Source organism: Shinella agrisoli (assembly GCF_046557955.1).
In the GTDB taxonomy this organism is placed as follows: Bacteria; Pseudomonadota; Alphaproteobacteria; order Rhizobiales; family Rhizobiaceae; genus Shinella.
The window spans coordinates 34674-60092 of record NZ_JBJIEP010000016.1; the positions used below are offsets into that span (position 1 = coordinate 34674).

Sequence of the window (25419 nt, forward strand, 5' to 3'; positions counted from 1 at the left end):
GCAGAGCGTTCGGGTTATGCTGCGGTTCAGCCGTTACCGGGGCACGGCATGGTAGCGGCCGTCCTGATAGAGCAGCGAATGGCCGGAGCCGATGCGGATCGCCAGCACCTTGCCGATGACGATCACATGGCTGTGCCGCTCGATGGCTTCCTCGACGGTACAATCGATCGCCGCGACCGCATCGACGAGCAGCGGCGCGCCGCTGACGGCCGTGGTCCATTCCGCGCCGCGGTAGCGCTCGGCCCCGCGCAGGCCGCCACGGCCGGCGAACTGGTTGGCAAGCGCCTCATGGCCGGCGCCCACGATGTTGATGCCGAGATGGCCGTAGCGTTCGACGACAGGCCAGGTCGAGGACGAGCGGTTGAGAGAGACGAGCATGCGCGCCGGCTCGATGGACAGTGCCGTCGCAGAGGTGACGGTGGCTCCCGTGCGGGACTCGCCCTCGCCCGCCGTGATGATGCTGACCCCGCCGCCCAGCGTGCGCAGGGCGGCCTTCAGGTGGTCCGCATCGGCCGGATAATCAGGAATGGCGGCGTTGCCGACGTTGAAGAGTGTGTTTTCGACATGCGCGTTCATCGTTTCCCGCTCCGCTCGAGGCCCCGGATGTCGATAGGGATAACAAACGAAAACGAACGGCAGCAGGCACGACTTTCCTAAATTGACTATTTTTATAGAAAATATGCATATCGGCGCGGCATCCTTGCGGCTTTCTCTGCCAGGCGCTCTTGTGCGCCGGCAGAGGTGCGTTCGCCGTCAACCGGGCGGCCTTACCAGACTGTGCCGCGCGCCGCGATGTCCTCCACGCGTGTGACGATGCCGTCGCGGTGGAAGACCATGCGGTCGAAGAGATTGCTGACGACGCAGGTATGGTTCGGCACGATCCGCACCACGCCGCCGATGGGTGGAAAGCCGTCCCGGCATTCCCGGATGTCGACCACGGCATGCTCTTCCGACAGGGAGACGATGCGCGCGCCCTCGAAACCCTCGATCTCCCCGTAGTCGCTGAAGCCGAGCAGGTCCGAGGTCAGCGCCTTCGAGCCGGCGTCGAGAACGGCGCGATCCTCGGCCGGGCGCGAGACGACGGTGGAAAGGATGTGCATGGCGAGGTCCGCTCGCGTGCATTCCCCGGCGCGCACCATGCTGCGGTCGTTATAGACATAGGTGCCGGCGCGGTGTTCGGTGGCGGACGGCACGAGATGGGCCTTGAACAGGTCCGGCGAACCGCCGCTCGATCGCACCGGGCAGTCGATGCCTTTGGCGGCAAGAAGCGCCATGGTTTCCGCCAGGAAGGCCTCGACCGCCTCGGCGCCGCCCGGCGCCGGATAGGTGAGGATGCCGCCGAAGCGCAGCGCGGGCGAGGCGGCGATGCGCTCCGCCAGCCGTGCGGCTGCCGCCGGCGCCTGGACGCCGCAGCGCCTGCCGCCGGTATCGCACTCGACGAGCACCGTCAGCGGACGCGCCGCGTCGAAGGCGCCGGCAAGCCCGTCGACCGTCACATCGCTGTCGGCGACGACGCTGAGGCGCGGCACCCGCTCGTGCAGGGTGCGCAGGCGGTGGAGCTTTGCCGCCCCGAGGATGTTGTAGGTGATGAGGATGTCCTCGAAGCCGGCATCCGCGAAGACTTCCGCCTCGCTCACCTTCTGGCAGTTGATGCCCGTTGCGCCGGCCGCCTGCTGCGCCCTGGCGACCGCCACGATCTTGTGCGTCTTGATATGCGGGCGGAAGGCCTTGCCGTGTTTTTCGAGATAGGCCTGCGCGCGGCGGATGTTGGCGGCCAGCCGGTCCTCGTCGATGACGGGCATGGGGGTTGCGACCTGATCGAGCGGCGTGCCGGCGTCCGGCCAGGGAGAGCTCATGGGAAAACCTTCGGATGTCCGGCGCCGGCCGATTCGGGTGGCGCCCGTTGATGATGCCGGCCATTATGGTACGAAAGGCCGGACGAGAAAATCCGTTTCGGCCAAGCGCTGCCAGCGACCGGCAGGCGCGAAAACCGGATGAGCCCATGCCGCTTCAAAACCGCGTCACACCTTTCGGGGACATCGTCGCGATAGCGCAGCGCGGTCTCTTCACCGGCAATCGCGGCATCATCCATGATCCGGCAAGCAAGACGCTTCTTTCCAGACGCTGGGCAAGCAAGGCCTGGCTGATCTGCGTCTGCGAATACAAGGGCCGCCGCCGCACGGTGATGGGCAGCCGCAGCTGGACCGAATTGTTCTTCCTCGACGAGGCCGTCGCGCTTGCCGCCGGTCATCGCCCCTGCTTCTCCTGCCGGCGGGACGCTGCGGAACGCTTCCGGGCGTGCTGGGCATCGGCGAGACATGGCGGGCCTTCCTCCGCGCGGGTGATGGATGACGTGCTCCATCGGGAGCGCCTGGAGGACCGGAAGAAGCGCCTCCATCCGGTCGCCGGCTCATTGGCCGCCCTCCCCGATGGGGCTGTGGTCGCAGCCGGGAAGGACGCGTTCACGCTTCGCGCCGGCCTCGCCTGTCGCTGGACCAGCGAGGGCTATGCCCCGCCGCGAGAACTCGGTCGCGCCGACTGGCTTCTCACGCCGCCCTCGACGGTGCTGGCGCTGAGCGCGGGATACCGCCCCGTCCTTCATCCTTCGGTCGGCGCGACAAACAGTGGGTAAGGTCGTGCACGGTCTACCCCTTCCCTTTGTCCGGCAGTAAGATGGGAGGAACGGACAGGACCATCGCAGCCCTGCGGCGGACGGTGACGAAGCGGCCGGGCGAAGGCCACCATAGGCGGCCTTGCCGCTATTTTTCGTTAACCATTATTGCCTTGCTCAAATATCAGAATCGGTTCTAAATGCGATTTAATCCCTCATATGGGCTTGAAATCGCATTTTGAGATTCTCGATATGAATATGGCCGCAACGTTCGGGCAGGCAATTTCCGAAGTCGATCAGCTGATCATCGGTCAGGCGCACGAGCTGTCAGACAAGTTGAAGCAGCACCGGCTGGAAATGTTTCCGCCTGTCGCGCAAAAGAACCTGCGCCAGTTCCAGCTGAGCGAGGCGGCCCATTTCCTCGGGGTCACCAGCGGCTACCTGCGCAACCTGTCGCTCGAATCCAAGGGGCCGCTGCCGCAGGTCACGCCGTCGGGCCGCCGCTCCTACACCGCCGAGCAGTTGCAGGAGATGCGCGAATACCTGGAGCAGAACAGCCGCGGCCAGCGCTATGTGCCGCGCCGCCGCGGCGCGGAGCATCTTCAGGTCATCGCGGTGGTGAACTTCAAGGGCGGCTCCGGCAAGACGACGACGACGGCGCATCTGGCGCAGCATCTCGCCCTCACCGGCCACCGTGTGCTCGCCGTCGACCTGGACCCGCAGGCAAGCCTTTCGGCGATCCACGGCTTCCAGCCGGAGTTCGACGTCAACGAGAACGAGACCCTTTACGGCGCCATCCGTTACGACGAGCAGCGGCGGCCGCTGAAGGAGATCATCCGCAAGACGAATTTCCCGGGCCTCGACATCGTGCCCGGCAATCTCGAACTCATGGAATTCGAGCACGACACGCCGCGCATCCTGGCGCAGGGCAACAGCGGCGACTACGGCCGGATCTTCTTCGCGCGGCTCGACGAGGCGCTTTCGTCGGTCGCCGACGATTACGACGTGATCGTGATCGACTGCCCGCCGCAACTCGGCTTCCTCACCATGAGCGCCATCTGCGGCGCGACGGCGGTGCTGATCACCGTGCATCCGCAGATGCTCGACGTCATGTCGATGTGCCAGTTTCTGCAGATGCTGGGCGAAGTGCTGAACACGCTGAAGAGCGCCGGCGGCAACATGAATCTCGACTGGCTGCGCTATCTCGTCACCCGCTACGACCCCGCGGACGGGCCCCAGACCCAGATGGTCGCCTTCATGCGCTCGCTGTTCAAGCAGCATGTGCTGACCAATGCGATGGTCCGCAGCGTCGCCATCGCGGATGCGGCGCTGACCAACCAGACACTTTATGAGGTTGACCGCAGCCAGTTCACGCGCGCCACCTACGACCGCGCCCTTGAATCGATGGAAGCGGTCAACGCGGAAATCGTCGATCTCATTCACAAGGCATGGGGGCGTTGATCATGGCGCGCAAGAACGTTCTTTCCAACCTGATCGCGCCGGCTTCCGAAAAGTTGACGCCGGTAAACACCGGCCAGGACGAGCCGCGCCAGCACGTCACCTACAAGGGCATCGGTGCGCTCGGCGCAGTGACGCGCAGCATCGATGCACTCGCTGCAAAGGCGGATGCCGCCAAGGAGATCGAAGCCAAGCTGACCGCCGGCGAGGTCGTCATCGAGCTGGAGCCCGACCAGATCGAGGACTCCTTCATTTCGGATCGCCTGGCCCATTCCGACCAGCAATTCCAGGAGCTCGTCGAGGCGATGCGCGTGCGCGGCCAGGATTCGCCGATCCTCGTGCGTCCGCACCCGACCAAGGACGGCATGTACCAGATCGCCTTCGGCCATCGTCGAGCGAAGGCCGCCCGTCTGCTCGGCCGGCCGGTTCGCGCCGTCGTCAAGGCGCTTTCCGACCGCGACCACGTTATCGCGCAGGGCCAGGAAAACAGCGCGCGCGCGGACCTCTCGTTCCTCGAACGCGCGACCTTTGCCGGCGAACTGGAAGCACGCGGCTTCGACCGCGAGACGATCATGGCGGCGCTCAGCGCCGACAAGACGACCGTTTCCAAGATGCTTTCCGTCGTGAACCGCATCCCGAAGGCGGTCCGGGCCGGCATCGGCCCGGCGCTGGCGATCGGCCGCGACCGCTGGCATGAGCTGGCAACGCGTTTCGACGAGCCGTCCAACGAGGACAGGGCGGTGGAGTTCCTCGCGCGCGAGCGTGTCAAGGTCCGTTCGCCGGAAGAGCGCTTCAACCTCGTCAGCAGCCACTTGGCGCGGATCGATGCGCCGGCGACGGGAAAACCCGCACCGGCCACGTGGCAGCGCAGGGACGGTTCCGTCCAGGCCAGCATCAAGACCAACGGCCGCCAGTACACGATTGCGCTGAAAGCCGCGGAAGCTGCTGCCTTCGGTGCCTACATCACCCGTAACCTGGATCGCCTCTACGAGGCGTACCGTGCTGAAAATAAACAGAAATCAGGAGATTGATCCGCGAAAGAAAAAGGCCCCCTCAACGTTACCGTCGCGGAAGCCCTTCTCATCGTTTAGCAGCCTGAGAATCGCACTTCCCCGAATCACAGTCAAGCCTTTTTGGCACCGGTTTCGGTGAAGGGGTCTCTTTTGCCTGTTGAAAGGTGAAGAGACATGGAGACGGACGGCATAACGACGCCCTTCGGGCGGCGAGCAATGACGCTTGGCATGTTGGCAAGCCAGGCGATGGCGAAAACGGTCTCGCCGGAAGCGAGCGTCGACAAGTGGAAGCTCTATCGCTGGCTCTGCGAGGCCCGGCCGAAGCTCGGCATCAGCGACCGGGCTCTTTCCGTGCTGAACGCATTGTTGAGTTTCTATCCGAAGACGGAGCTTGCGGGCAACGAGGGTCTGGTGGTGTTTCCCTCCAACGCCCAGCTTTCGCTGCGTACGCACGGCATGGCGGAAACGACTTTGCGCCGCCATCTCGCCGCGCTTGTCGAGACCGGCCTCCTGACGCGGCGCGATAGCCCGAACGGCAAGCGCTACGTTCGCCGGGACCAGCAGGGGACGATCGGCGAGGCCTTCGGTTTCTCGCTTGCGCCCCTGCTCGCCCGGGCAGGAGAGATCGAAAGCCTGGCCGCGGAAGTCACGGCCGAACGTCTGCTGCTTCAGCGGCTGCGTGAACGCGTGACGCTCGTCCGGCGTGACATCGCCAAACTGATCGAGGCGGCGTTGGAAGACGGGCTGGCCGGCGATTGGATGCGCTACGAAGCGGAATATCGCCAGCAGGTCGCCGCATTGCCGCGCGTTGCGACGCCGGAAACCCTGGCTCCGATCCTCGCCGCGCTCGAAGCCCTGCGCGTGGAAATCCTCAAGTGCCTGGAGCAAAAGATTATTTTACAGAATCCGGCTGGCAATGCCGGCCATACTGAGCGGCACAAACAGAATTCAGAACCCGACTCACCCTCTGACTTTGAACCTCGCTTTGAAACAAAGCAGGGTGGCGAGGCCGAAATCCAGCCGGAAGCATCGACGGTGCAGGATCGGATTACCGGCATGACGATGACGGACAGCGACGAGGTGAAAAGCGAGCCGCCCGCTGCCGGGTCGCGCCGGCGTCATCCGGCAGCCACTGAGGGCGCCGGGCCGCAGAAGCCCTATCCGCTCGGGCTTGTGCTGCAAGCCTGCCCGGAAATCATCCCCTTCGGTCCGGGCGGTACTGTTTCGAGCTGGCGCGACCTGATGACGGCCGCGGTGGTGGTGCGCTCGATGCTTGCGGTCAGTCCTTCGGCCTATGAGGACGCATGCACGGTGCTCGGCCCGGAAAATGCCGCGACGGTGATAGCCTGCATTCTCGAGCGCTCCGGCCATATCAATTCGGCCGGCGGCTATCTGCGCGAGCTCACCCGCAAGGCGGAACGCGGGGAGTTTTCGCTCGGCCCGATGCTGATGGCGCTGGCGCGGGCGAACGGCGCACCTTCGAAGCGTACCGGATGATGGCAAAGGCGGCGTGTGAATCTGCTTTGGAAACCGCGTGTTAACCATGCGGTTCCTAATCATGGGCGGAAGACAAGGAAGCCCGAATCAATGCCGCCATTTGCCTCGGCCCAGCCGCGCCGTTCCATTGCCGACGAGACCGGTCCCGTCGTTCCGTTTCCCGCCGAGCGCCGCATCGCGCATGTCCGCCACTGCGCGGGGGAACTCGACGGCCTGCAGGGCGAGGATGCCCGCCTCTACTGGATGAAGGTATGCCGCGAACTGGCGGATGAACTGCGCAAGCTCGGTTCGAACGAGCACCAGGCGCGCGCGGCCGTCTTTGCCTTTCAGGACGAGGTGCAGCAGGAACTTTTCCGCATGCACCACACGGAAAACGGCTGAATTCAGATCAGCGCGGACACGCTGCCGGCAAGGCCGATCGAAAAGACCACCAGGAAGAAGGCGGCGACCCTATAGACCAGGCGTGGCGAAAGAACCGGCGCCCGGCCGACGAGGCTGCCCAGAACGAGAAAACTCGCCCCCGCTCCAAGAACGAGCAAGCTGAAGAGCCCGACAGACGGCGCGATTTGCGTGAGCGCACCGTGCGGCATGATCACAAGCCCGATGATCGGCGCTTTCGGGTTGAGAACGGTGGTCACGAACACCTGGCCGACCGTTACCGGCGGGGACGGATCCTCGGTTTTCTCCACCGAGGACACGCGCCAGAGCCGGACCGCCAGGAACAGCACCCAGCAGGCGGCCGCGAAACGAAGGGCGATGGCCAGTGCCGGCCGTCCATCCAGAAGAGGCGCTGCCACGGTTGCAAGCGGGACCACCACCGCCAGGTAGCCGGAGAGCTCCCCGGCAAGCAGGGGAAGGCTTGCGCGCAGGCCGCGCGATGCCGCGCCGACGGTCAAGAGCGTATTGGTCGGACCGGGCGTCAGCAGCAACGCGAGAATGGCAAAGACGAAAAAGCTGTCCGGCATGGAAGTTCCAAGGTCGATGGCGTAGGTTCCCCCTACCCTAGGGTTTTCGTGCACCGCAACCTTGATCTCCGTCAAGCCGCCTCTTTTCCTCGAGGGCGAGTCCCGGTAGGAACGGTTTCGGCAGTCCGGCAGGGAGGCGAGGATGACGGAGAGGATAGCGGACGATATAAGGCGGCTGGAGGAACAGGAGCGGCTGTTGCGTTTCAGCCGGTTCGGTCCGGAGGACGCCTGGGCGCTCGGCAACCGGGTGCGCGAAACGGCGCTTGCACGCGGCGCCGGTGTGGCGATCGACATTTCTCTGCGTGACCGAACGCTCTTTCATTGCGCCCTGCCCGGCACCACGACGGACAATGCCGAATGGATCCGCCGCAAGCGCAACACCGTGCTGCGGCTCTGGAGTGCATCCTACCTCGTCGGCCGGCGGCTGGTGCTTGCGGGGCGCGATCAGGTGGAGGCGCGCAATCTTTCCTATACCGATTTTTCCGTGCACGGAGGCAGCTTCCCGCTTCTGGTCGCAGACCTCGGCTGCGTCGGCGCCGTCACCGTTTCGGGCGTGCCGGAGCGGATCGACCATGCCATCGTCGCGGACGCGATCGCGTCTTTCCTGAATGTCGATCTCGGCGACAGCCGTTTGCCGGACTAGCGCCCTCCCCTGCCCTCTAGGAAAGAGGAAACCCTCCCGGTAGGATGGGAGGGCCGGCCCCGGCCGGATTGGAAACGGAGAGGAGCCGTCATTCCGTGAAGCTGCGTCATGCCCTCGCCTTCGCGATCCTGCCGATCGTCGTCGTGCTTGCCATTCTCCAGGGCGGCGCGCTGCTGACCCGCAGCTATATGGACGAAGCATCTTCGCAGGCAGGTTCCGCCCTCCGCCTGGCGGTCGCCGCGCTCGCCGGCCATCTGCGCCGCTATGAACCCCTCCCCGCGCTGATTGCCGACCACGATGACGTCGAGGCGCTGCTGCAATCGCCGGACGATCCGTCGCTGCGCAAGGTTGCAAACGAATATCTCAAGGAAATCAATGATCTGCTGGAGTCCTCGGATATTTACGTCATGACGCCGGACGGCAATACGATCGCGGCCAGCAACTATGACATGCCAGGCACTTTCGTCGGCGAGAATTTCAGCTACCGCCCCTATTTCCAGGACGCGATCGCCGGCCAGCCGGCGCGGTTCTACGCACTCGGCACGACGTCGCTGAAGCGCGGCTACTATTTCTCCTCGCCGGTGGAGGTCGGCGGGAAGATCCTCGGCGTGATCGTCTTCAAGGTCGACATCGAATCCATCGAATCCTCCTGGCGCGGCGGTGAATACAAGATCTTCGTCGCGGATCCTGAGGGCATCATCTTCATGACAGGCAGCCCGGAATGGCTCTATACCGGCATTCTGCCGCTCGACGCCGCGCGCCTCGCCCGCACCCAGGCGTCGCGGCGCTACGCGGAAGCCGAACTGAAGCCCCTGCCCGTCAACGAAACAGTTTACCACGGTCAACACCTGATGCGGATCGCCGGCGAAGGCACCACCCGGGAGTATCTGCGCCTCTCGCATTACATGCCGGAAGCGGACTGGACGGTGAACGTGCTTCTCGACACGGCGTCGGTACGCACGCAGGCGCGGACCACGCTGATCGCCGTCCTTCTGTTCATATGCTTGGCCGCCCTCGGCGCCGCGGTGCTCTGGCAGCGTCGCGCCCGTGTCGTGGAGCGCCTGCGCCTCCAGGAGGAGGCGCGCAACGAATTGGAGCGCCGGGTGGAGGAACGCACGGCCGCCCTGGCGCGGGTCAACGAGCAGATCGAGCTTGAAATCGCCGAGCGCCGGCTGACCGAGCAGGAATTGCGCAAGACGCAGGCCGATCTCATCCAGGCCGGGAAGCTCGCGGGCCTCGGCCAGATGTCCGCGGCCCTGTCGCATGAGTTCAACCAGCCGCTCGCCGCGGCGAAGACCTACGCGGACAGTGCCGCGCTGTTGATCGACCGCGGCCGCGTGTCGGAGGCGCAGGACAATGTGCGCCGCATTTCCAGCCTCGTCGATCGCATGGCTTCGATAAGCCGGCACTTACGCAACTTCGCGCGCAAGCCGAACGAGAAGCTCGGGCCGGTCCCCCTGCCCGATGTCATCGCCGATACGCTGGAAATCGTCGCCCCGCGCCTCAAGGCGGCGGACGCGACGCTGACGGTTGATCTCGAAGATGAGGGCATTGCGGTGCGGGCCGGCCCGATCCGCTTGCAGCAGGTGCTGGTCAATATCATCAGCAATGCGGCGGACGCCGTGGAGGGGCTGGAGGAGAGAACGATCGCCCTTTCGGCACGGCGCGTGGACGGCCGGGTCGTCATCGACGTGCGCGACCGGGGGCCGGGCGTGCCGGCCGCCATCGCCGAGCGCATCTTCGACCCCTTCTTCACCACCAAGGGCGTCGGCAAGGGGCTCGGGCTGGGCCTGTCGATCTCCTATAACATCGTCAAGGATTTCGGCGGAAACCTCTCGGCCGAGAATCATCCCGAAGGCGGCGCCGTCTTCCGTGTGGTGCTGGAAAGCGCGGGCGCGGTGCGGGAGGCTGCGGAATGACGGGTTCGCGCATCCTCCTGATCGACGACGAGGAGGAAATGCGGCGGTCGTCGGCCCAGGCACTGGAACTGTTCGGCCTCGACGTCGATACGTTCTCGAGCGCCGAGCCGGTACTGGAGCTCATCGGCTATGCCTTCGACGGCGTCGTGGTCAGCGACATCCGCATGCCCGGCATGGATGGCATGACGCTGCTGCAGCGTATCCGGGAGGTCGATCCGGAAGTGCCGGTGATCCTGGTCACGGGCCATGCCGACGTGCAGCTTGCGGTCAGCGCCATGCGGGCGGGAGTCTATGACTTCCTCGAGAAGCCGTTCACCGCGCAGCACCTTGCCGGAATCATCCGCCGGGCGATGGACCGGCGAAGCCTGGTGCTTGAGAACCGCCGCCTGCGCGCGGTCGCCGGCAAGCGGGACGACATAGAGGCCCGCCTTCCCGGGCGCACGCAGGTCATGGTGGATCTGCGCTACAGGCTGCGGGCGATCGGCGCGACGGATGCCGATACGCTGATCATCGGCGAGACGGGAGCGGGCAAGGAGGTTGTCGCGCGGGCGCTGCACGACATCAGTGCCCGCGCGAACAAGCCGTTCATTGCGATCAATTGTGCCGCGCTTCCGGAAAATCTTATCGAAAGCGAACTCTTCGGCCACGAGGCCGGCGCCTTTCTGGGCGCACTGCGCTCGCGCTACGGCAAGTTCGAGCATGGACGCGGCGGCACGATCCTGCTGGACGAGATCGGCTCCATGCCGTTTGACCTGCAGGCGAAGTTCCTTCGCGTCCTCCAGGAGCGGGTCATCACGCGGCTCGGATCGAACGAGCCCGTGCCGCTCGACGTACGCTTCATCGCGACGAGCAAGGTGAACCTGGAGGAGGAGGTGGCGGCGGGGCGTTTCCGGGCGGACCTCCTCTATCGGCTGAACGTGGCGACCCTGCACGTGCCGTCGCTGGCGCAGCGGAGGGCCGACATTCCTCTTCTCTTCCTCCAGCTCGTGCGCGAGGCGGCCGCGCGCTACATGCGCAACGACGTCGATGTCCCGCCGAAGCTGATGACCGAGATTGCCGGCCGGAGCTGGCCCGGCAACGTTCGGGAGTTGCGCAACGCAGCCGACCGCTTCGTGCTTGGGCTGGACACCGGGCGGGATGATGCGGCGGCGGAAGCCGGCCCGCAGCGGCTCGCCGACAAGGTCGCCGCCTATGAAAGAGGCCTGATTGCCAGCGCGCTGGCCGCGCATGGCGGCAGCCTCAAGCCGGTCTACGAGCAGCTCGGCGTGTCGCGGAAGACGCTATACGAGAAAATGCAGAAATATGGCCTCGACAAGAACATCGGCGCCGGGGCGTTGCAGGACGAGGTTTGAAGGCGATGGGTGGATTTCCACCCATCTTCGCCCCGCTTTGTTCCCGATGCCACCCATCCGGCACGGTTTACCGCGGTAAACTGCACCGTAAATCCACGCGTCTGCTTGCCCTTGCGTCTTCGCGCGCCACTTTAGGGGCATCCAGTACCGCACGGGAGGAGCCGTGCCGGCTGGCATTTCATCGGGAGGATTTGATGAAAACCTTGAAAACCCTTTTCGGCGTCTCGGCTGCATTCGCCGTCTCGCTGCTCGCCACGTCCGCTCTCGGCCAGACCTATCCGGAGCGCACCATCACCATGGTCGTGCCCTTCTCCGCGGGCGGGCCGACGGACACGGTGACGCGACTGGTGGCTGAAGCCATGTCGAAGGATCTCGGCCAGCAGATCGTCGTCGAGAATGTCGGCGGCGCCGGCGGCACGCTCGGTGCGGGCCGCGTGGCGAGTGCCGATCCGGACGGCTACACGCTGCTTCTCCACCATATCGGCATGGCGACGAGCGCCACGCTCTACCGCAAGCTCGCCTACGACACGCTGGATGCCTTTGAATATGTCGGTCTCGTCACCGACGTGCCGATGACGATCGTCGCCCGCAAGGACCTCGAGCCTACCGACCTCAAGGGCCTGATCGACTACATGAAGGCGAACAAGGATACGGTGACGGTGGCCAATGCCGGCATCGGCGCCGCATCCCATCTGTGCGGCATGTTGCTGATGAGCGCGTTGCAGACGCAGTTCACGACCGTGCCCTACAAGGGGACCGGCCCGGCCATGACCGACCTGCTCGGCGGCCAGGTCGACGTCATGTGCGACCAGACCACCAACACGACGAAGCAGATCCAGGGCGGCACGATCAAGGCCTATGCCGTGACATCCCCTGCCCGCCTCGAAAACCTGCCGGACATCCCGACCGCGGAGGAAGCCGGCCTGTCGGGCTTCCAGGTCGGCATCTGGCACGGCATCTACGCGCCGAAAGGCACGCCGGCGGAGGTGACCGAACGCCTTTCCAAGTCGCTTCAGCTCGCGTTGAAGGACGAGAACGTCGTCGCCCGCTTTGCCGAACTCGGCACGGCGCCCTCCTCCGAAGCCGACGCGACGCCGGCTGCCCTCAAGGCGAAGCTCGAGAGCGAGATCGCCCGCTGGAAGCCCGTCATCGAGGCGGCCGGCCAGTACGCCGACTAAGGCTCGTACCGATCGGGCCGTGGCGGCGTTGGCCGCCGCCACGGCTCCGCATCGCCGACGCGGTCCGTCCCGGCCGCTGGAAGAGGGGATTCCATGAAACAAGTGCAATTCGACAGCACCAATGCGATATGCGGCCTGACCTTCATCGCGCTTGGCGGCTTCTTTATCTACCAAAGCCTCAACCTGGATCTGGGCACGGCGCTGCGCATGGGGCCGGGCTATTTTCCGCTGATCCTCGCCGCGATCCTCACCTTGCTCGGCGTCGTGGTGCTCGTGCAGGCGACGCGGGTCAAGGGAGAGCCCATGGGACCGCTGGCGTTGCGCGGCATGCTCTTCATCCTCCCCGCCCCGGTCTTCTTCGGCCTGACGGTGCGCGGCCTCGGCTTCGTGCCGTCGCTGTTCTTCACCGCGCTCATCGCCGCCTTTGCCTCGACGCGCATGAAGGCGCCGATGGCGTTCCTTCTGGCGGCGGCCATCACCCTTTTCTCGGTCGTGGTGTTCAGCTACGCCCTCGGCCTGCCGTTCGAGCGGTTCGGCCCCTGGACACGGCTCTAGGAGGCGACCATGGATCTTGTCAGCAATCTTGCGCTCGGCTTTGCCACGGCCGCCTCGCCCGCCAACCTCGCCTTCTGCCTCATCGGCGTTCTGCTCGGCACGCTGATCGGCGTGCTGCCCGGCATCGGCGCGACGGCCACCATCGCCATGCTCCTGCCGATCACGTTCCAGCTCGAGCCGGTCTCGTCGCTGATCATGCTCGCCGGCATCTATTACGGTGCGCAGTATGGCGGCTCGACCACGGCGATCCTCATCAACATGCCGGGGGAATCCTCCTCGGCCGTTACGGCGATCGACGGTTACCAGATGGCCCGCAAGGGCAGGGCAGGGGCGGCGCTCTCCATCGCCGCGCTCGGTTCCTTCTTTGCCGGCACGGTTTCCACCTTTCTCGTCGCCATCTTCGCCATCCCGCTGACGGCCGTCGCCCTAGAATTCGGCGCGGCGGAGTACTTCTCGCTGATGGTCGTCGGCCTCGTCTCGTCGATTGCCCTGGCGCACGGCTCCATCGTCAAGGCGCTCGCCATGGTCGCGCTGGGCCTGCTGCTCGGCCTCGTCGGCACGGACATCTACACCGGTACCCCACGCTTCACGCTGGGTATCCGGGAATATGCGGACGGGCTCAACTTCGTGGCCGTCGCGGTCGGTGTCTTCGGTGTCGCCGAAATCCTGCGCAACCTTGAAGGCGAGAAGACGCGCAGCGTCCTGATGGCGAAAGTCTCGGGCCTCTGGCCGACGAAGGACGATTTCAGGCGCATGATCGCCCCGGTCCTGCGCGGCACGGCCATCGGTTCGGCGCTCGGCATCCTGCCGGGGGGCGGCGCCATCCTCGCGGCTTTCGCCTCCTATACGGTCGAAAAGCGTGTTTCCGACCACCCGGAAGAATTCGGCCGGGGCGCCATTGCGGGCGTCGCCGGCCCGGAATCGGCCAACAATGCGGGCGCGCAGACCTCGTTCATTCCGCTGTTGACGCTCGGCATTCCGGCCAATCCGGTCATGGCGCTGATGGTGGGGGCGATGATCATCCAGGGCATCGTGCCGGGGCCGAACGTGGCGAGCGAGCAGCCGACGCTGTTCTGGGGCATAATCGCCTCCATGTGGATCGGCAACCTGATGCTGGTCGTCCTGAACCTGCCGCTGATCGGCCTCTGGGTGAAGCTGCTGACGGTGCCCTACTACGTGCTCTTCCCGATCATCATGGCCTTCTGCTCGATCGGCGTCTACAGCGTGAACTCCAATGTCTACGACCTCTATGCGGTCGCGCTGTTCGGCCTCGGCGGCTACCTCCTGGTGAAGCTGCGCTGCGAACCCGCACCGCTGCTGCTCGGCTTCGTGCTGGGGCCGCTGCTGGAAGAAAACCTACGCCGGGCCATGATCCTTTCGCGCGGCGATCCCACCACCTTCGTCACGCGTCCGATCAGCGCGGTGCTGCTCGCCATCGCGCTGGCGGTCCTGGTCATCGTCTTCCTGCCCTCGGTCAAGGCCAAGCGCGAGGAAGTCTTTCAAGAAGAAGAATGACAGGCCGAACCTGCGGGGAAGGGGAGGGGCGGCGTCAGGCCGCCCCTTTTGCATTTTTAGCGATATTGCATCGTAGCGGATTTCGCGCTACAAAACTTGACAAAAATAAGAAGGAATATCCGGGCGACGAGATGACGTTCCAGCCGCGCATGCAGAACAGGATCGAGGGCTTTTCTGTCGTGGGCGACCTCAATCGTCGGCATTGGAACGGTATTGTCGCCGATGTATGGGACGTGGAATGCGCGCCTTATGCCGGGGGATACTATGTCGGCCAGGATCCCCGGCTTTTCGTCCTGCTCGACAAGCGGGGACCGGGCCAGTCCCGCATCCGCGTGGCGCCCGGCGGCAAGACGACGGTCGCGGACTGGGGACGCCATCCGATCGCCTATATTCCCGCGGGTTTCGAGCTCTGGGCCGATCTTGCCGACCATCAGTTCATGCGCCACCTCGACCTGCATTTCGATGTGGAGACGATCAGCCGGCGCCTTGCCGAGGATCTCGATCCGGCGCGGCTTGCGACACCGCAGCTCTTTTTCTCCGATAGCCGGCTGCTCTCGCTCGCGCAGCTCATCGCCGCCGAGTGCACCAATCCGCAGCCGCTCCACGATCTCTACGGCGACGGCCTGTCGCTGGCGCTGTTCATCGATGTCATGAAGCTCGCCAAGGCGCAGGGCCGCAAGCGCAGCAAGCTGGCCGGCTGGCAGCTGCGCCGCGCCACGGATTTCATTGAAGAAAATTGCTTGCGCAATATCCGGCTGGAGGAATTGGCGGCGCTCACCGGGCTTTCGCAGTCCCATTTCAGCCACGCCTTCAAGGCATCCACCGGCATCGCGCCGCATCAATGGCAGGTGAATGCGCGCCTGCGTCGCGCCAAGCTATTGATTCTAAAGGGAAAGTACTCCCTTACGGAAATCGCCGCCGAGACCGGCTTTGCCGACCAGGCGCATTTCACCCGTGTCTTCCGCAAGAATTTCGGAACGACGCCGGCCCAATGGCAGAAGGCGCAGCTCGCCTGACACGGCCTCTGGGCGAATATTCGCCATGCGGAAAATTGCCCAAGAACGTTCAATTATCGCGGAATGCGACAAGCTCCCCGATTAAAACTGAGTTAATCACTCATCTTATTCTTGCCGACCCGGAGAGGGGGCGGCTGGCGCGGGGTGTGCAGATGACGACGATATCGAAGAATCACAAGCAGTTCAGGCTGGCTCTTGCCTGCGGCACGGCGGCGATCGCCCTGCTGGTACCTTTCGGCGCATTCGCGCAGGAGGGGGCGACGCGGCTCGAGGAGGTTCGCATCGAGCAGGGGGATCCGGACACGGCGGCCGATACGGGCGTGGAGCCCGTGAAGGGGATCGTCGCCAAGTCGACGCGCACCGGCAGCAAGGCGGCCACTGCGATCAACGAGATCCCGCAATCGGTTTCCGTCGTGGGCCGGGAGCAGATCGACGACCAGAGCCCGCAGAAGGTCGACGAGGCACTGCGCTACGTGGCCGGCGTGAATGCGTCCACCTACGGCACGGATTCCGATACGGACTGGCTCTTTATCCGCGGGTTCCAGGCCGACCAGACCGGCGTCTTCCTCGACGGCCTTTCGCTTTACCAGCACGGTTTCGGAACGTTTCTCGTGGACCCGTTCTTCCTCGAGCGCATCGAGGTGATCAAGGGGCCGAGTTCGGCGCTCTATGGCGGGGCCAATCCCGGCGGCTTCGTCAATTATGTCAGCAAGCGTCCGACGGGCGAGCGGCTGCGCTACGCCGAGACCGGCATCAACAGTTTTGGCAACGGCTATCTCGGCCTCGACATCGGAGACCCGCTCGGCGGCGACGACGCGGTGAGCTATCGCCTGACGGGCAAGATTTCGGGCGGCGGCTGGGAAACGGACCACGCCGATGACTTCCGCGGCACCATCGCGCCGAGCTTCACCTGGAAGCCCGACGAGGCGACGAGCTTCACCTTCCTCAGCTCCTACCAGCACATCGACCTGACTCACACCAGCACCGGCTTCCTGCCCTACGAGGGAACCGTCGTCGATGCGCCCGGCTTCGGCCGTATCCCGCGTGACCTCTTCTACGGCGAGCCGGACTTCGACACCTACGATCGCCAGCAGGCCATGATCGGCTACGAGTTCGAGCACACGTTCGACAACGACTGGACCGTGCGCCAGAACCTGCGCTATGCGCGCGTTTCGCTGGAGGAGGACGCGCTGTACGGCGCCGGCATCGACTTCGGCGATCCGACGAAGCTTGCCCGCTACCGCTTCGCGCACGACACGGATGTCGGCATCTTCACCGTCGACAACCAGCTGGAGGGCAGCATCCAGGCGGCAGGCGCGGAGCATAACCTGCTGCTCGGCCTCGACTACCGGCACTACACCATCGACCAGATCCAGGGCTCCGTCTTCCCGGCGGCGTCGCTCGATCCGCTCAACCCGGTCTACGGCATCGTGCCGCCGCCGGTCGCCACCTATCTCGACCAGGACCTCAGCCGCGACCAGCTGGGCATCTACGCGCAGGACCAGATCAAGTTCGGCGGCGGCTGGATCGTCACGCTGAACGGCCGCTACGACTTCGTTTCCACCGACCTCGAGGACCGGCTGACCCCGGCGAATTCAGCCGAGGGCGACGAGGGGAAATTCACGTGGCGCGCCGCGCTTGCCTACGAGTTCGCCAACGGCCTGACGCCATACCTCAGCTATTCGACCTCGTTCAACCCGACGACATCGACGGACGTCAACGGCGACTTGCTGAAGTCGGAAACCGGCAAGCAGTGGGAAGCGGGGGTGAAGTACCAGCCCGACTTCATGGATGCCCTCTTCACGGCCGCCTATTTCGACATTACGCGGCAGAACGTCGTCGGCCTGGACACCTCCTTCACGCCTGCCCGCCCGGCGGCGATCGGGGAAGTGGAGGCCCGCGGCTTTGAGGTTTCGGCCCTGGCGAATGTCACCGACAACCTGAAGATCATCGGCGCGCTCACCTACCTCGACATGGAGGTGACGAAGGCAACAGGCGGCGCTTTCGACACGGCGCCGGTCGGCACGACGCCGATCCAGGTTCCCGACATCACCGCGTCGCTCTGGGCGGACTATTCGTTCCAGGACGGGGCGCTCGAGGGTGTAAGCGTCGCCGCCGGCATCCGCCATGTCGGCAGGTCGTGGGCGGACCGGAGCAATACGCTCGAGGTGCCGTCGGCGACGCTGGTCGATGCGGCCATCCGCTACAAGAAGGACAACTGGGCCGTCGCGCTGAACGTCTCCAACCTGTTCGACAAGGAATATGTGGCGAGCTGCCAGGGACTGAGCGCTTGCGGTTACGGCGCGGGCCGGACCTTCATGCTCAAGGCCAGCACGTCCTGGTAGGACGAACGGCCTGGCGGCATCCGTCGCCGGGCCCATTCAGTTTACCGCCGGCAACTTACCGGGCGAGCGTGACGTTGACGCCCGCCGTCTTCAACGCGGCCGAGATGTCGCGGGGAGGGGCCTTGTCGGTGAAGAGATCTGTGAGCGCGCTGAAGTCGCAGACGCGCACCAGGCCCTGCCGGCCGAACTTCGTATGGTCGGTGATGACGACGGCGCGTTTGCCGCGCGAGATGACCGCGCGGGCGAATTCCGCCTCCTCCAGGTCGTAGTCCATCACGCCGATTGCCGCGTCGATCGCCCCCGTCGTGATGACCGCGTGGCCGACGGTGAAATGGCTGATGAACTCGATGGCCGAGACGCCGAACGCGGCGCCGTTGTCGCTGCGCAACTCGCCTCCCGCCATGTAAACGCGGTTGTCGTTGACCGTCGAGAGCGTGCGGGCGATGTCCGAGGAATTGGTGATGACCGTCAGCCGCCGGTGGCCGAGCAGCTCGCGGGCGAGATAGCTCGTCGTGGTGCCCGTGTCGAGCATGATGGAATCGCCGTCACGGATCGTCGCCGCCATGGCGACGGCGATCGCCTTCTTCGCCTCGCTGTTCTCGCGCATGCGCTTTTCGAAGGGCGCTTCGCCGACGATGGAGGGCAGCGCCACAGCGCCGTGCATCTTGATCACGGTCCCGTTGGTCGTCAGCGGCTTCAGGTCCCGCCGCACCGTCTCCAGCGAGACGTCGAGCCTCTTGGCGAGGTCGGCGATCGTCACCGTACCGTCCTGCTGAAGGAGGCGGAGGATGTCGTTGTGGCGCTTGGAATGGTTCATGCCCGTCCGGTCCGCAAAGGGTTCTCCTGCTTCATAATCGGTCACGGGCCGCATGGCAAGAAAGCCGCAGAATCGGTCATAAACACAGAAAAAGCCACACACCGCGATTGACAGCCGCACCTATCCGGAATGACATGGAAAGATGGAGCAATCGCCGGAAAACAGTCGGGGAACGACGTCCGGAGCGGTTCCGGCAGGGTGCGGAGCGGGTTGGCCGCTGGCCGCTTTCGGGAGGGAGTTGATGGAGGGGCGCATCGGGTCGAGCGGCGCCGTCGAAGACCGCATCCGTGCCTTGCCCTGCTGGCGTGGCCGCATCGAGATCGCGCCGATGAAGGGCGGCATCAGCAACGAAAGCTATCTCGTCAGCGACGGCGCCGGACGTCATGTGGTGCGCTTCGGCAAGGATTATCCTTTCCACCATGTCTTCCGCGAGCGGGAACTGATGACGGCGCGGGCGGCGCATGCGGCGGGTTTCGGGCCGGAGGTCCGTTATGCGGAACCCGGCGTCATGGTCTCGGCCTATCTTGGGGCAAAGACCTTTGCGGCGAAGGACGTTGCGGCCGGGCGTCGCCGCGTGGCGGAGTTGCTGCGCCGGTTCCACGCCGAAATGCCGGCGAAAGTCAGCGGCGCCGCCTTCCTCTTCTGGCCCTTTCATGTGGTGCGCGACTATGCCCGCACGCTGGAGGCCGGCGGCAGCCGCATGGTGCCGCATCTGCCGGGCTACCTGGCGCTTGCGGCGGAACTGGAGGCGGCGCAGGTGCCGCTGCCCATCGTCTTCGGCCACAACGACCTCCTGCCGGCCAATATCCTCGACGACGGCAATCGGCTCTGGCTGATCGACTACGAATATGCCGGCTTCTCGACCGCCATGTTCGACCTTGCCGGCGCCACCTCCAATGCCGGGCTTCCACCGGAGGAGGCGGAGGACTTCCTCCACGCCTATTTCGGCGGCACGCCGGACCCCGCCATCCGCCGCTCCCATGCCGCCATGCAATGCGCCTCCCTGCTGCGCGAGGCGATGTGGAGCATGGTGTCCGAGCTGCATCTGGCCGCCCCGGGCGCCGACTATGCCGGCTATACGGGCGAAAACCTGGACCGTCTCGAAAAGGCGCTCGACCGCTATAGAACCACATACGGGAAGCATACCAAATGACCCTGCCATCCCATGCCGAGATCGTTGTCATCGGCGGCGGCATCATCGGCTGCTCGACGGCCTATCACCTCGCGCGCGACCACAAGGCGGATGTCGTCCTCCTGGAGCAGGGGACGCTGACCTCCGGCTCGACCTGGCACGCGGCGGGCCTTGTCGGTCAGCTGCGCTCCTCTGCCTCGATCACGCGCATGCTGAAATATTCCGTCGACCTCTACAGGGGCCTGGAAGCGGAAACGGGGCTCGCGACCGGCTGGAAGATGACGGGATGCCTGCGGCTTGCCACCAACGCGGACCGCTGGACGGAATTTCGCCGCCTCGCAACGACCGCGAGGAGCTTCGGCATGGAGATGCACCTGCTGGCGCCCGCGGAAATGAAGGCCATGTGGCCGCTGATGGAGGTCGGCGACCTCGTCGGCGCGAGCTGGCTGCCGACGGACGGGCAGGCGAGCCCTTCCGACATCACCCAGTCGCTCGCCAGAGGCGCGCGCATGCATGGCGTCAGGATCGTCGAGAACGTGCGCGTCACCGGCTTCGACATGGAAGACGGCCGCATCAGGCGCGTGCGCACCACGCTTGGCGAGATCGCCTGCGAAAAGGTCGTCAACTGCGCCGGCCAATGGGCGCGGCAGGTGGGGGGCATGGCGGGCGTCAACGTGCCGCTCCAGCCCGTCAAGCACCAGTACATCGTCACGCAGGAGGTGCCCGGCCTTGCCGCCGATGCCCCGACCGTCCGCGATCCCGACCGCCGGACCTACTTCAAGGAGGAGGTCGGCGGGCTGGTGATGGGCGGCTATGAGCCGAACCCGCAGCCCTGGACGACCGGCGACGTGCCGGACGATTGGGCCTACCGCCTCTTCGACGACGACTTCGACCATTTCGAGCAGCACATGGTCGAGGCGATCGCCCGCGTGCCGGCGCTGGAAACGGTCGGCGTGAAGCAGATGGTCAACGGGCCGGAGAGCTTCACGCCGGACGGCAATTTCATCCTCGGCGCCGCGCCGGAATGCAGGAACATGTTCGTCGGCGCCGGCTTCAACGCCTTCGGCATCGCCTCCGGGGGAGGGGCGGGCTGGGCGCTGGCGCAATGGGTCGTCGACGGCGAGGCGCCGCTCGATCTCTGGGCGGTCGACATCCGCCGCTTTGCCGGCATGCATCGCGACCGCCAATGGGTGCTCGACCGCACGCTGGAAGCCTACGGCAGGCACTACGCGATCGCCTTTCCGCACGAGGAATACGAAAGCGGGCGCCCGCACATCGTCTCGCCGCTCTACGGGCGCCTGAAGGCGCATGGCGCGGTCTTCGGCTCGAAGCTCGGCTGGGAACGGCCGAACTGGTTCGCACCGAAAGGCACGGAGCCGAGGGACGTCTATTCGATGGGCCGGCCGAACTGGTTCTCCGCCGTCGGCGAGGAACACCGCCATGTGCGCGAGGCCGTCGGCATCTTCGACCAGTCCTCCTTCGCCAAATACGAGATGGCGGGGCCGCAGGCGCTGAAGGCGCTCGACTGGATCTGCGCCAACGATGTCCGCAAGCCGGCGGGGCGGCTTACCTATACGCAGCTCCTCAACAGTCGCGGCGGCATCGAGGCGGACCTGACGGTGGCGCGGCTCTCCGAAGAAAGATTCTACATCGTCACGGGCACGGGTTTCCGCACGCACGACCTCGGCTGGATTAAAGACCATATCCCCGCCGGGCTGGATGTGACGGTGCGGGACGTGACGGAGGCGTACGGCACGCTCTCGCTCATGGGGCCGAAGGCGCGGGAGGTCCTCGCGGCCGTGACCGATGCCGACATTTCCAATGCCGGCTTCCCTTTCGGCCACCTGCGCGAGATCGCGATTGCCGGCCATTCCGTCCATGCGCTCCGCGTGAGCTATGTCGGCGAACTCGGCTGGGAGCTGCATGCGCCGATTGACGGGATCGGAACGATCTTCGACGCGCTGATGGCCGCGGGGGCGCCGTTCGGCATCCGCCCGGTCGGCTACCGCGCCCTGGAATCGCTGCGCCTGGAAAAGGGGTATCGTGCCTGGGGCTCGGACATCACGCCGAACGACACGCCGTTCGAGGCCGGTCTCGGCTGGGCGGTGAAGCTGCACAAGGACATCGATTTTCTCGGCCGCCATGCGCTGGCAGCCATGGAGGGGAAAGCCCGCAGGAAGGCTTTTGCCGGCTTTACGGCCGACGATCCGGACATCGTTCTCGTCGGCCGCGAGACGATCCTGCGCAACGGTGAGCCCGTCGGCTACCTCACGAGCGGCGGCTACGGCTATACGCTCGGCAGCAATGTTGGCTACGGCTACGTGCGCCGCGCCGAGGGCGTGGATGACGATTTCCTGGCCGGCGGCGGCTACGAGCTCGTGGTCGCGATGGAACGGGTGCCGGCGAAAATCCATCTCAAGGCGCCCTACGATCCGTCCGGTGCGCGGATGAAAGCCTGAAGGCCCCGGAAGAGGGGGCTTTGCCGATGCGCCTTGCCCATCTCGATGCCCTGTCCCGCGTGACCGTCGAGGTTCAGCCGGCCGTTGACGGGGCGGGCGGCTTCCTGCGCGGGTTGAAACATATTTCAGCCGGCAGACTTGATTTCATCCTTGTTGTATGAAATATATTTCAAGATGTGAATTATATTGACACGCAATGCGCTTTGCGTTTAGCTGCCCATACCGGACTTCGAGGAGGAAATCCGGTCTTCACTGAGATTGGCGGCGTCGAAAACGACGCCCACGGGCTTTTGGGAGGGGCTTCGGCCTCGAGGAGGACACTTGCGCACTTTTTTCACGACCACCGCGATGGCGGTCCTTGCGACCACGCTTTTCGCCGGTTCGGCGGCCGCCGAGACGGAGAACCCGTTCCGCTGCAAGCCGGGCGAGAAATACGTCATGAACGTCATGGTCTCGGGCGTCGAATACTGGTTCCCGGTCTACGAGATGTTTAAGCAGGCGGGCCAGCAGTTCGGCTGCGAGACCGAGTACACCGGCACGCCGGAATATGACGTGAACAAGCAGATCGCCACCTTCGACCAGGCGCTGGCGCAGAATCCGGCCGGTATCCTCGTGCACCCGATGAATTCCGACCCGTTCATCGAGCCGATCAACCGCGCGATCGACCAGGGTACGGCCGTCGTCACCTTCGCCGCCGACTCGCCGCTCTCCAAGCGCGTTTCCTTCATCACCTCGGACAACACGCGCGAAGGCGTCTATGCCGCCGACGCGATTGCCGAGAAGATGGGCGGCAAGGGCGAGTATGCGGTCCTTGAGAACCCGGGGCAGGACAATCACGACAAGCGCATCGCCGCCTTCATCGGCCGCATGGAGGAGAAGTGGCCGGACATGAAGCTCGTCGGGCGCGCCGCGTCCAACCAGGACCCGACCAGGGCCTACCAGGGCCTTCTCAGCATCATCCAGGCCAACCCGAACCTCGGCGCGGTCTTCATGCCGGAAGCCAACTCCGCCATCGGCGCGGCGCAGGCCAACAAGGAAAGCGGCGGCAAGGTCCTCGTCATGTGCGCGGACGTCAACGCCAACATCCTCGACATGATCAAGGCCGGCGAGGTCTTCGGCTCGATCAACCCGAACCAGGGCATGCAGGGTTACATGGGCTTCATCCTGCTCTGGCTCGCCAAGCATCCCGAGCTGATCGACCCGATGAACGACGCGAAACGGTCCGGCTACAACCCGATGAGCATCCCGGTGGTCGACAACGGCCTTTCCATCGTGACGGCGGAAAATGCCGACGACTTCTACTGGGACAAGTACCTGAAGCGCCGCGGCACCAAGGGTATCGAGGAGTAAGCTCCGTTTGAGGCCGTCCGCGCCGTCACGGCGCGGACGGCCTCGGGAGTGGGAGGAAGCGATGGCGGAACCGGTGCTGACGATTCATGGCGTGACGAAGCACTTCGGAGCGGTGAAGGCGCTGACGGATGTCGATTTCTCGCTCGAGCGGGGCGAGGTCCATGCCCTTTGCGGCGAGAACGGCGCCGGCAAGTCGACGCTGATGAACATCATCGCCGGCGTGCTGCAGCCGACCGAGGGCGAAATCCGCGTCGACGGCAAGCCCGTCCGCATCGCCTCCCCGGCGGCGGCGCAGTCGCTCGGCATCGGCCTCGTGCATCAGGAAATCGCGCTCTGCCCGGATGCGACGGTGGCGGAGAACATGTTCATGGCGGCGACCAACCGCCGCCGCGCGCCCTTCATGAATTACCGCGCGCTGGAACGCGACGCGCAGGCCGTGATGAACCGGCTCGCCGCCATCGACGTCCGGCGCAAGGTGGCGGACCTGCCGATCTCCAGCCAGCAGCTCGTCGAGATCGCCAAGGCGCTGACGCTCGACTGCCGCGTGCTGATCCTCGACGAGCCGACCGCGGCGCTCACCGAGACCGAGGCGCAGCAGCTCTTTTCCGTCATCCGCGATCTCAAGGCGAACGGCATCTCGATCATCTACATCAGCCACCGCATGGCCGAGATTTTCAGCCTGTGCGACCGGGTGACGGTTTTCCGCGACGGACGCTACGTCTGCACCGACCGCGTCGCGGACGTGACGCCGGACGACGTGGTGCGCCGCATGGTGGGGCGCGAGATCACGCAGCTCTATCCGGAAAAGCTCAGGCCCGACGAGACGGCCGGGGAAACGGTCCTCGAAGTCGACGGAATTGGCGACGGAGAGCGCTTCCGCGATGTGAGGTTCAACGTGCGCAAGGGCGAGATCCTCGGCATCGGCGGCCTGATCGGCTCCGGCCGCACGGAGATCGCGGAGGGCATCTGCGGCCTGCGGCCCCGTACGGCCGGCACGGTGCGGCTGCATGGCAAGGCGCAGAGGATCGGGTCCTATTCCGACGCGGTGAAGGCCGGCATCGTCTACCTGTCCGAGGATCGTAAGGGTTCGGGCGTGTTCCTGGAGATGTCCATCGCGCAGAACATCTCCGTGCTGGACCTGAAGGCCCTGACCAATTCCGCCGGCCTCCTGAACAGGCGTGCCGAGGCCGCCCTGGCAGAGGACTTCGCCCGCCGGCTCGGCGTGCGCATGGGCGGCATCGAGGCGCCGGTCAGGTCGCTTTCGGGCGGCAACCAGCAGAAGGTGGCGATCGCCAAGCAGCTTGCCGTCAAGCCGAAGGTCATCCTGATGGACGAACCGACGCGCGGCATCGATGTGGGCGCCAAGACGGAAATTCACCGTCTGCTGCGCGCGCTGGCCCGCTCGGGCATCGGCATCATCGTCATCTCCTCGGAAATGCCGGAGCTGCTGGGCCTTGCCGATCGCGTGCTGGTCGTGCGGGAGGGCCGCATCGCGGGCGAACTTGCCGCGCACGAGATGTCGGAGGAGGCCGTCATCCGCCTCGCCTCGGGGCTGGGGACGGCAAGGGCGGCGAACCATGCCGCCTGAAGAGAA

The 25419-nt window shown here is 65.3% G+C and carries 22 protein-coding genes; 18 read left to right on the forward strand and 4 right to left on the reverse strand.

Annotation, left to right across the window (positions count from 1 at the left end; translation table 11 throughout):
- Positions 1–33 precede the first annotated feature (33 nt).
- Entirely contained in the window at positions 34–576 is a 543-nt protein-coding gene (locus ACIIOY_RS17195) for a flavin reductase family protein (protein WP_411035908.1), read from the reverse strand.
- A gap of 191 nt (positions 577–767) precedes the next feature.
- Entirely contained in the window at positions 768–1856 is a 1089-nt protein-coding gene (locus ACIIOY_RS17200; protein WP_411035909.1) for an alanine racemase, read from the reverse strand.
- A 146-nt stretch (positions 1857–2002) separates the two neighbouring features.
- On the opposite strand from ACIIOY_RS17200, the gene ACIIOY_RS17205 reads away from it, so the two are divergent.
- The 5 genes from ACIIOY_RS17205 to ACIIOY_RS17225 all read left to right on the forward strand — a co-directional run bounded on the left by ACIIOY_RS17205 (position 2003) and on the right by ACIIOY_RS17225 (position 6960).
- Positions 2003–2632: a hypothetical protein gene (locus ACIIOY_RS17205; protein ID WP_411036017.1), complete on the forward strand. Its 630-nt coding sequence runs from the start codon at positions 2003–2005 to the stop codon at positions 2630–2632.
- Between the two features lie 237 nt (positions 2633–2869).
- On the forward strand, positions 2870–4072 hold the full coding sequence (repA, locus tag ACIIOY_RS17210) for a plasmid partitioning protein RepA (protein ID WP_411035910.1): 1203 nt from the start codon (positions 2870–2872) through the stop codon (positions 4070–4072).
- 2 nt (positions 4073–4074) lie between these two features.
- Entirely contained in the window at positions 4075–5100 is a 1026-nt protein-coding gene (repB, locus tag ACIIOY_RS17215) for a plasmid partitioning protein RepB (protein ID WP_411035911.1), read from the forward strand.
- A gap of 156 nt (positions 5101–5256) precedes the next feature.
- Positions 5257–6579: a plasmid replication protein RepC gene (gene repC / locus ACIIOY_RS17220; protein WP_411035912.1), complete on the forward strand. Its 1323-nt coding sequence runs from the start codon at positions 5257–5259 to the stop codon at positions 6577–6579.
- 90 nt (positions 6580–6669) lie between these two features.
- The gene (locus ACIIOY_RS17225; protein WP_411035913.1) at positions 6670–6960 is read left to right on the forward strand and encodes a DUF6074 family protein; all 291 of its coding nucleotides are present in this window, start codon (positions 6670–6672) and stop codon (positions 6958–6960) included.
- Positions 6961–6962: 2 nt separating this feature from the next.
- On the opposite strand, the gene ACIIOY_RS17230 is transcribed toward ACIIOY_RS17225, so the two are convergent.
- Entirely contained in the window at positions 6963–7619 is a 657-nt protein-coding gene (locus ACIIOY_RS17230; protein WP_411035914.1) for a LysE family translocator, read from the reverse strand.
- Between the two features lie 67 nt (positions 7620–7686).
- Between ACIIOY_RS17230 and ACIIOY_RS17235 the strand changes: the two genes are divergently transcribed.
- The 8 genes from ACIIOY_RS17235 to ACIIOY_RS17270 all read left to right on the forward strand — a co-directional run bounded on the left by ACIIOY_RS17235 (position 7687) and on the right by ACIIOY_RS17270 (position 18067).
- Positions 7687–8187, forward strand: coding sequence for a heme-degrading domain-containing protein (locus ACIIOY_RS17235; RefSeq protein WP_411035915.1), 501 nt, complete (start codon positions 7687–7689; stop codon positions 8185–8187).
- Positions 8188–8231: 44 nt separating this feature from the next.
- Positions 8232–10106 carry a sensor histidine kinase gene (locus ACIIOY_RS17240; protein WP_411035916.1) on the forward strand — a complete coding sequence of 625 codons (1875 nt, stop codon included), beginning with the start codon at positions 8232–8234 and terminating at the stop codon, positions 10104–10106.
- Complete coding sequence (locus ACIIOY_RS17245) at positions 10103–11458, forward strand: sigma-54-dependent transcriptional regulator (RefSeq protein ID WP_411035917.1); 1356 nt, start codon at positions 10103–10105, stop codon at positions 11456–11458. The genes ACIIOY_RS17240 and ACIIOY_RS17245 overlap by 4 nt, the downstream gene beginning before the upstream one ends.
- Positions 11459–11652: 194 nt before the next feature.
- Entirely contained in the window at positions 11653–12636 is a 984-nt protein-coding gene (locus ACIIOY_RS17250; protein ID WP_411035918.1) for a tripartite tricarboxylate transporter substrate-binding protein, read from the forward strand.
- A gap of 93 nt (positions 12637–12729) precedes the next feature.
- The gene (locus tag ACIIOY_RS17255; protein ID WP_411035919.1) at positions 12730–13191 is read left to right on the forward strand and encodes a tripartite tricarboxylate transporter TctB family protein; all 462 of its coding nucleotides are present in this window, start codon (positions 12730–12732) and stop codon (positions 13189–13191) included.
- Between the two features lie 9 nt (positions 13192–13200).
- Positions 13201–14706 (forward strand): tripartite tricarboxylate transporter permease, encoded by a 1506-nt coding sequence (locus tag ACIIOY_RS17260; protein ID WP_411035920.1) that lies wholly within the window; start codon positions 13201–13203, stop codon positions 14704–14706.
- Between the two features lie 131 nt (positions 14707–14837).
- A complete protein-coding gene (locus ACIIOY_RS17265; protein WP_411035921.1) occupies positions 14838–15722 on the forward strand; it encodes a helix-turn-helix domain-containing protein in 885 nt (294 codons plus the stop codon).
- Positions 15723–15874: 152 nt separating this feature from the next.
- On the forward strand, positions 15875–18067 hold the full coding sequence (locus tag ACIIOY_RS17270) for a TonB-dependent siderophore receptor (protein WP_411035922.1): 2193 nt from the start codon (positions 15875–15877) through the stop codon (positions 18065–18067).
- Between the two features lie 55 nt (positions 18068–18122).
- On the opposite strand, the gene ACIIOY_RS17275 is transcribed toward ACIIOY_RS17270, so the two are convergent.
- Entirely contained in the window at positions 18123–18884 is a 762-nt protein-coding gene (locus tag ACIIOY_RS17275; RefSeq protein ID WP_411035923.1) for a DeoR/GlpR family DNA-binding transcription regulator, read from the reverse strand.
- 241 nt (positions 18885–19125) lie between these two features.
- Here ACIIOY_RS17275 and ACIIOY_RS17280 point away from each other — a divergent pair, with 241 nt between their 5' ends.
- The 5 genes from ACIIOY_RS17280 to ACIIOY_RS17300 all read left to right on the forward strand — a co-directional run bounded on the left by ACIIOY_RS17280 (position 19126) and on the right by ACIIOY_RS17300 (position 25413).
- Positions 19126–20037 (forward strand): phosphotransferase, encoded by a 912-nt coding sequence (locus tag ACIIOY_RS17280; protein ID WP_411035924.1) that lies wholly within the window; start codon positions 19126–19128, stop codon positions 20035–20037.
- Positions 20034–22475, forward strand: coding sequence for a GcvT family protein (locus tag ACIIOY_RS17285; RefSeq protein ID WP_411035925.1), 2442 nt, complete (start codon positions 20034–20036; stop codon positions 22473–22475). Before ACIIOY_RS17280 ends, ACIIOY_RS17285 begins: the two co-directional genes overlap by 4 nt.
- Positions 22476–22501: 26 nt before the next feature.
- The gene (locus tag ACIIOY_RS17290) at positions 22502–22636 is read left to right on the forward strand and encodes a hypothetical protein (protein ID WP_411035926.1); all 135 of its coding nucleotides are present in this window, start codon (positions 22502–22504) and stop codon (positions 22634–22636) included.
- A gap of 160 nt (positions 22637–22796) precedes the next feature.
- Positions 22797–23825 carry a substrate-binding domain-containing protein gene (locus ACIIOY_RS17295; RefSeq protein WP_411035927.1) on the forward strand — a complete coding sequence of 343 codons (1029 nt, stop codon included), beginning with the start codon at positions 22797–22799 and terminating at the stop codon, positions 23823–23825.
- 61 nt (positions 23826–23886) lie between these two features.
- The gene (locus tag ACIIOY_RS17300; RefSeq protein WP_411035928.1) at positions 23887–25413 is read left to right on the forward strand and encodes a sugar ABC transporter ATP-binding protein; all 1527 of its coding nucleotides are present in this window, start codon (positions 23887–23889) and stop codon (positions 25411–25413) included.
- Positions 25414–25419: the final 6 nt, after the last annotated feature.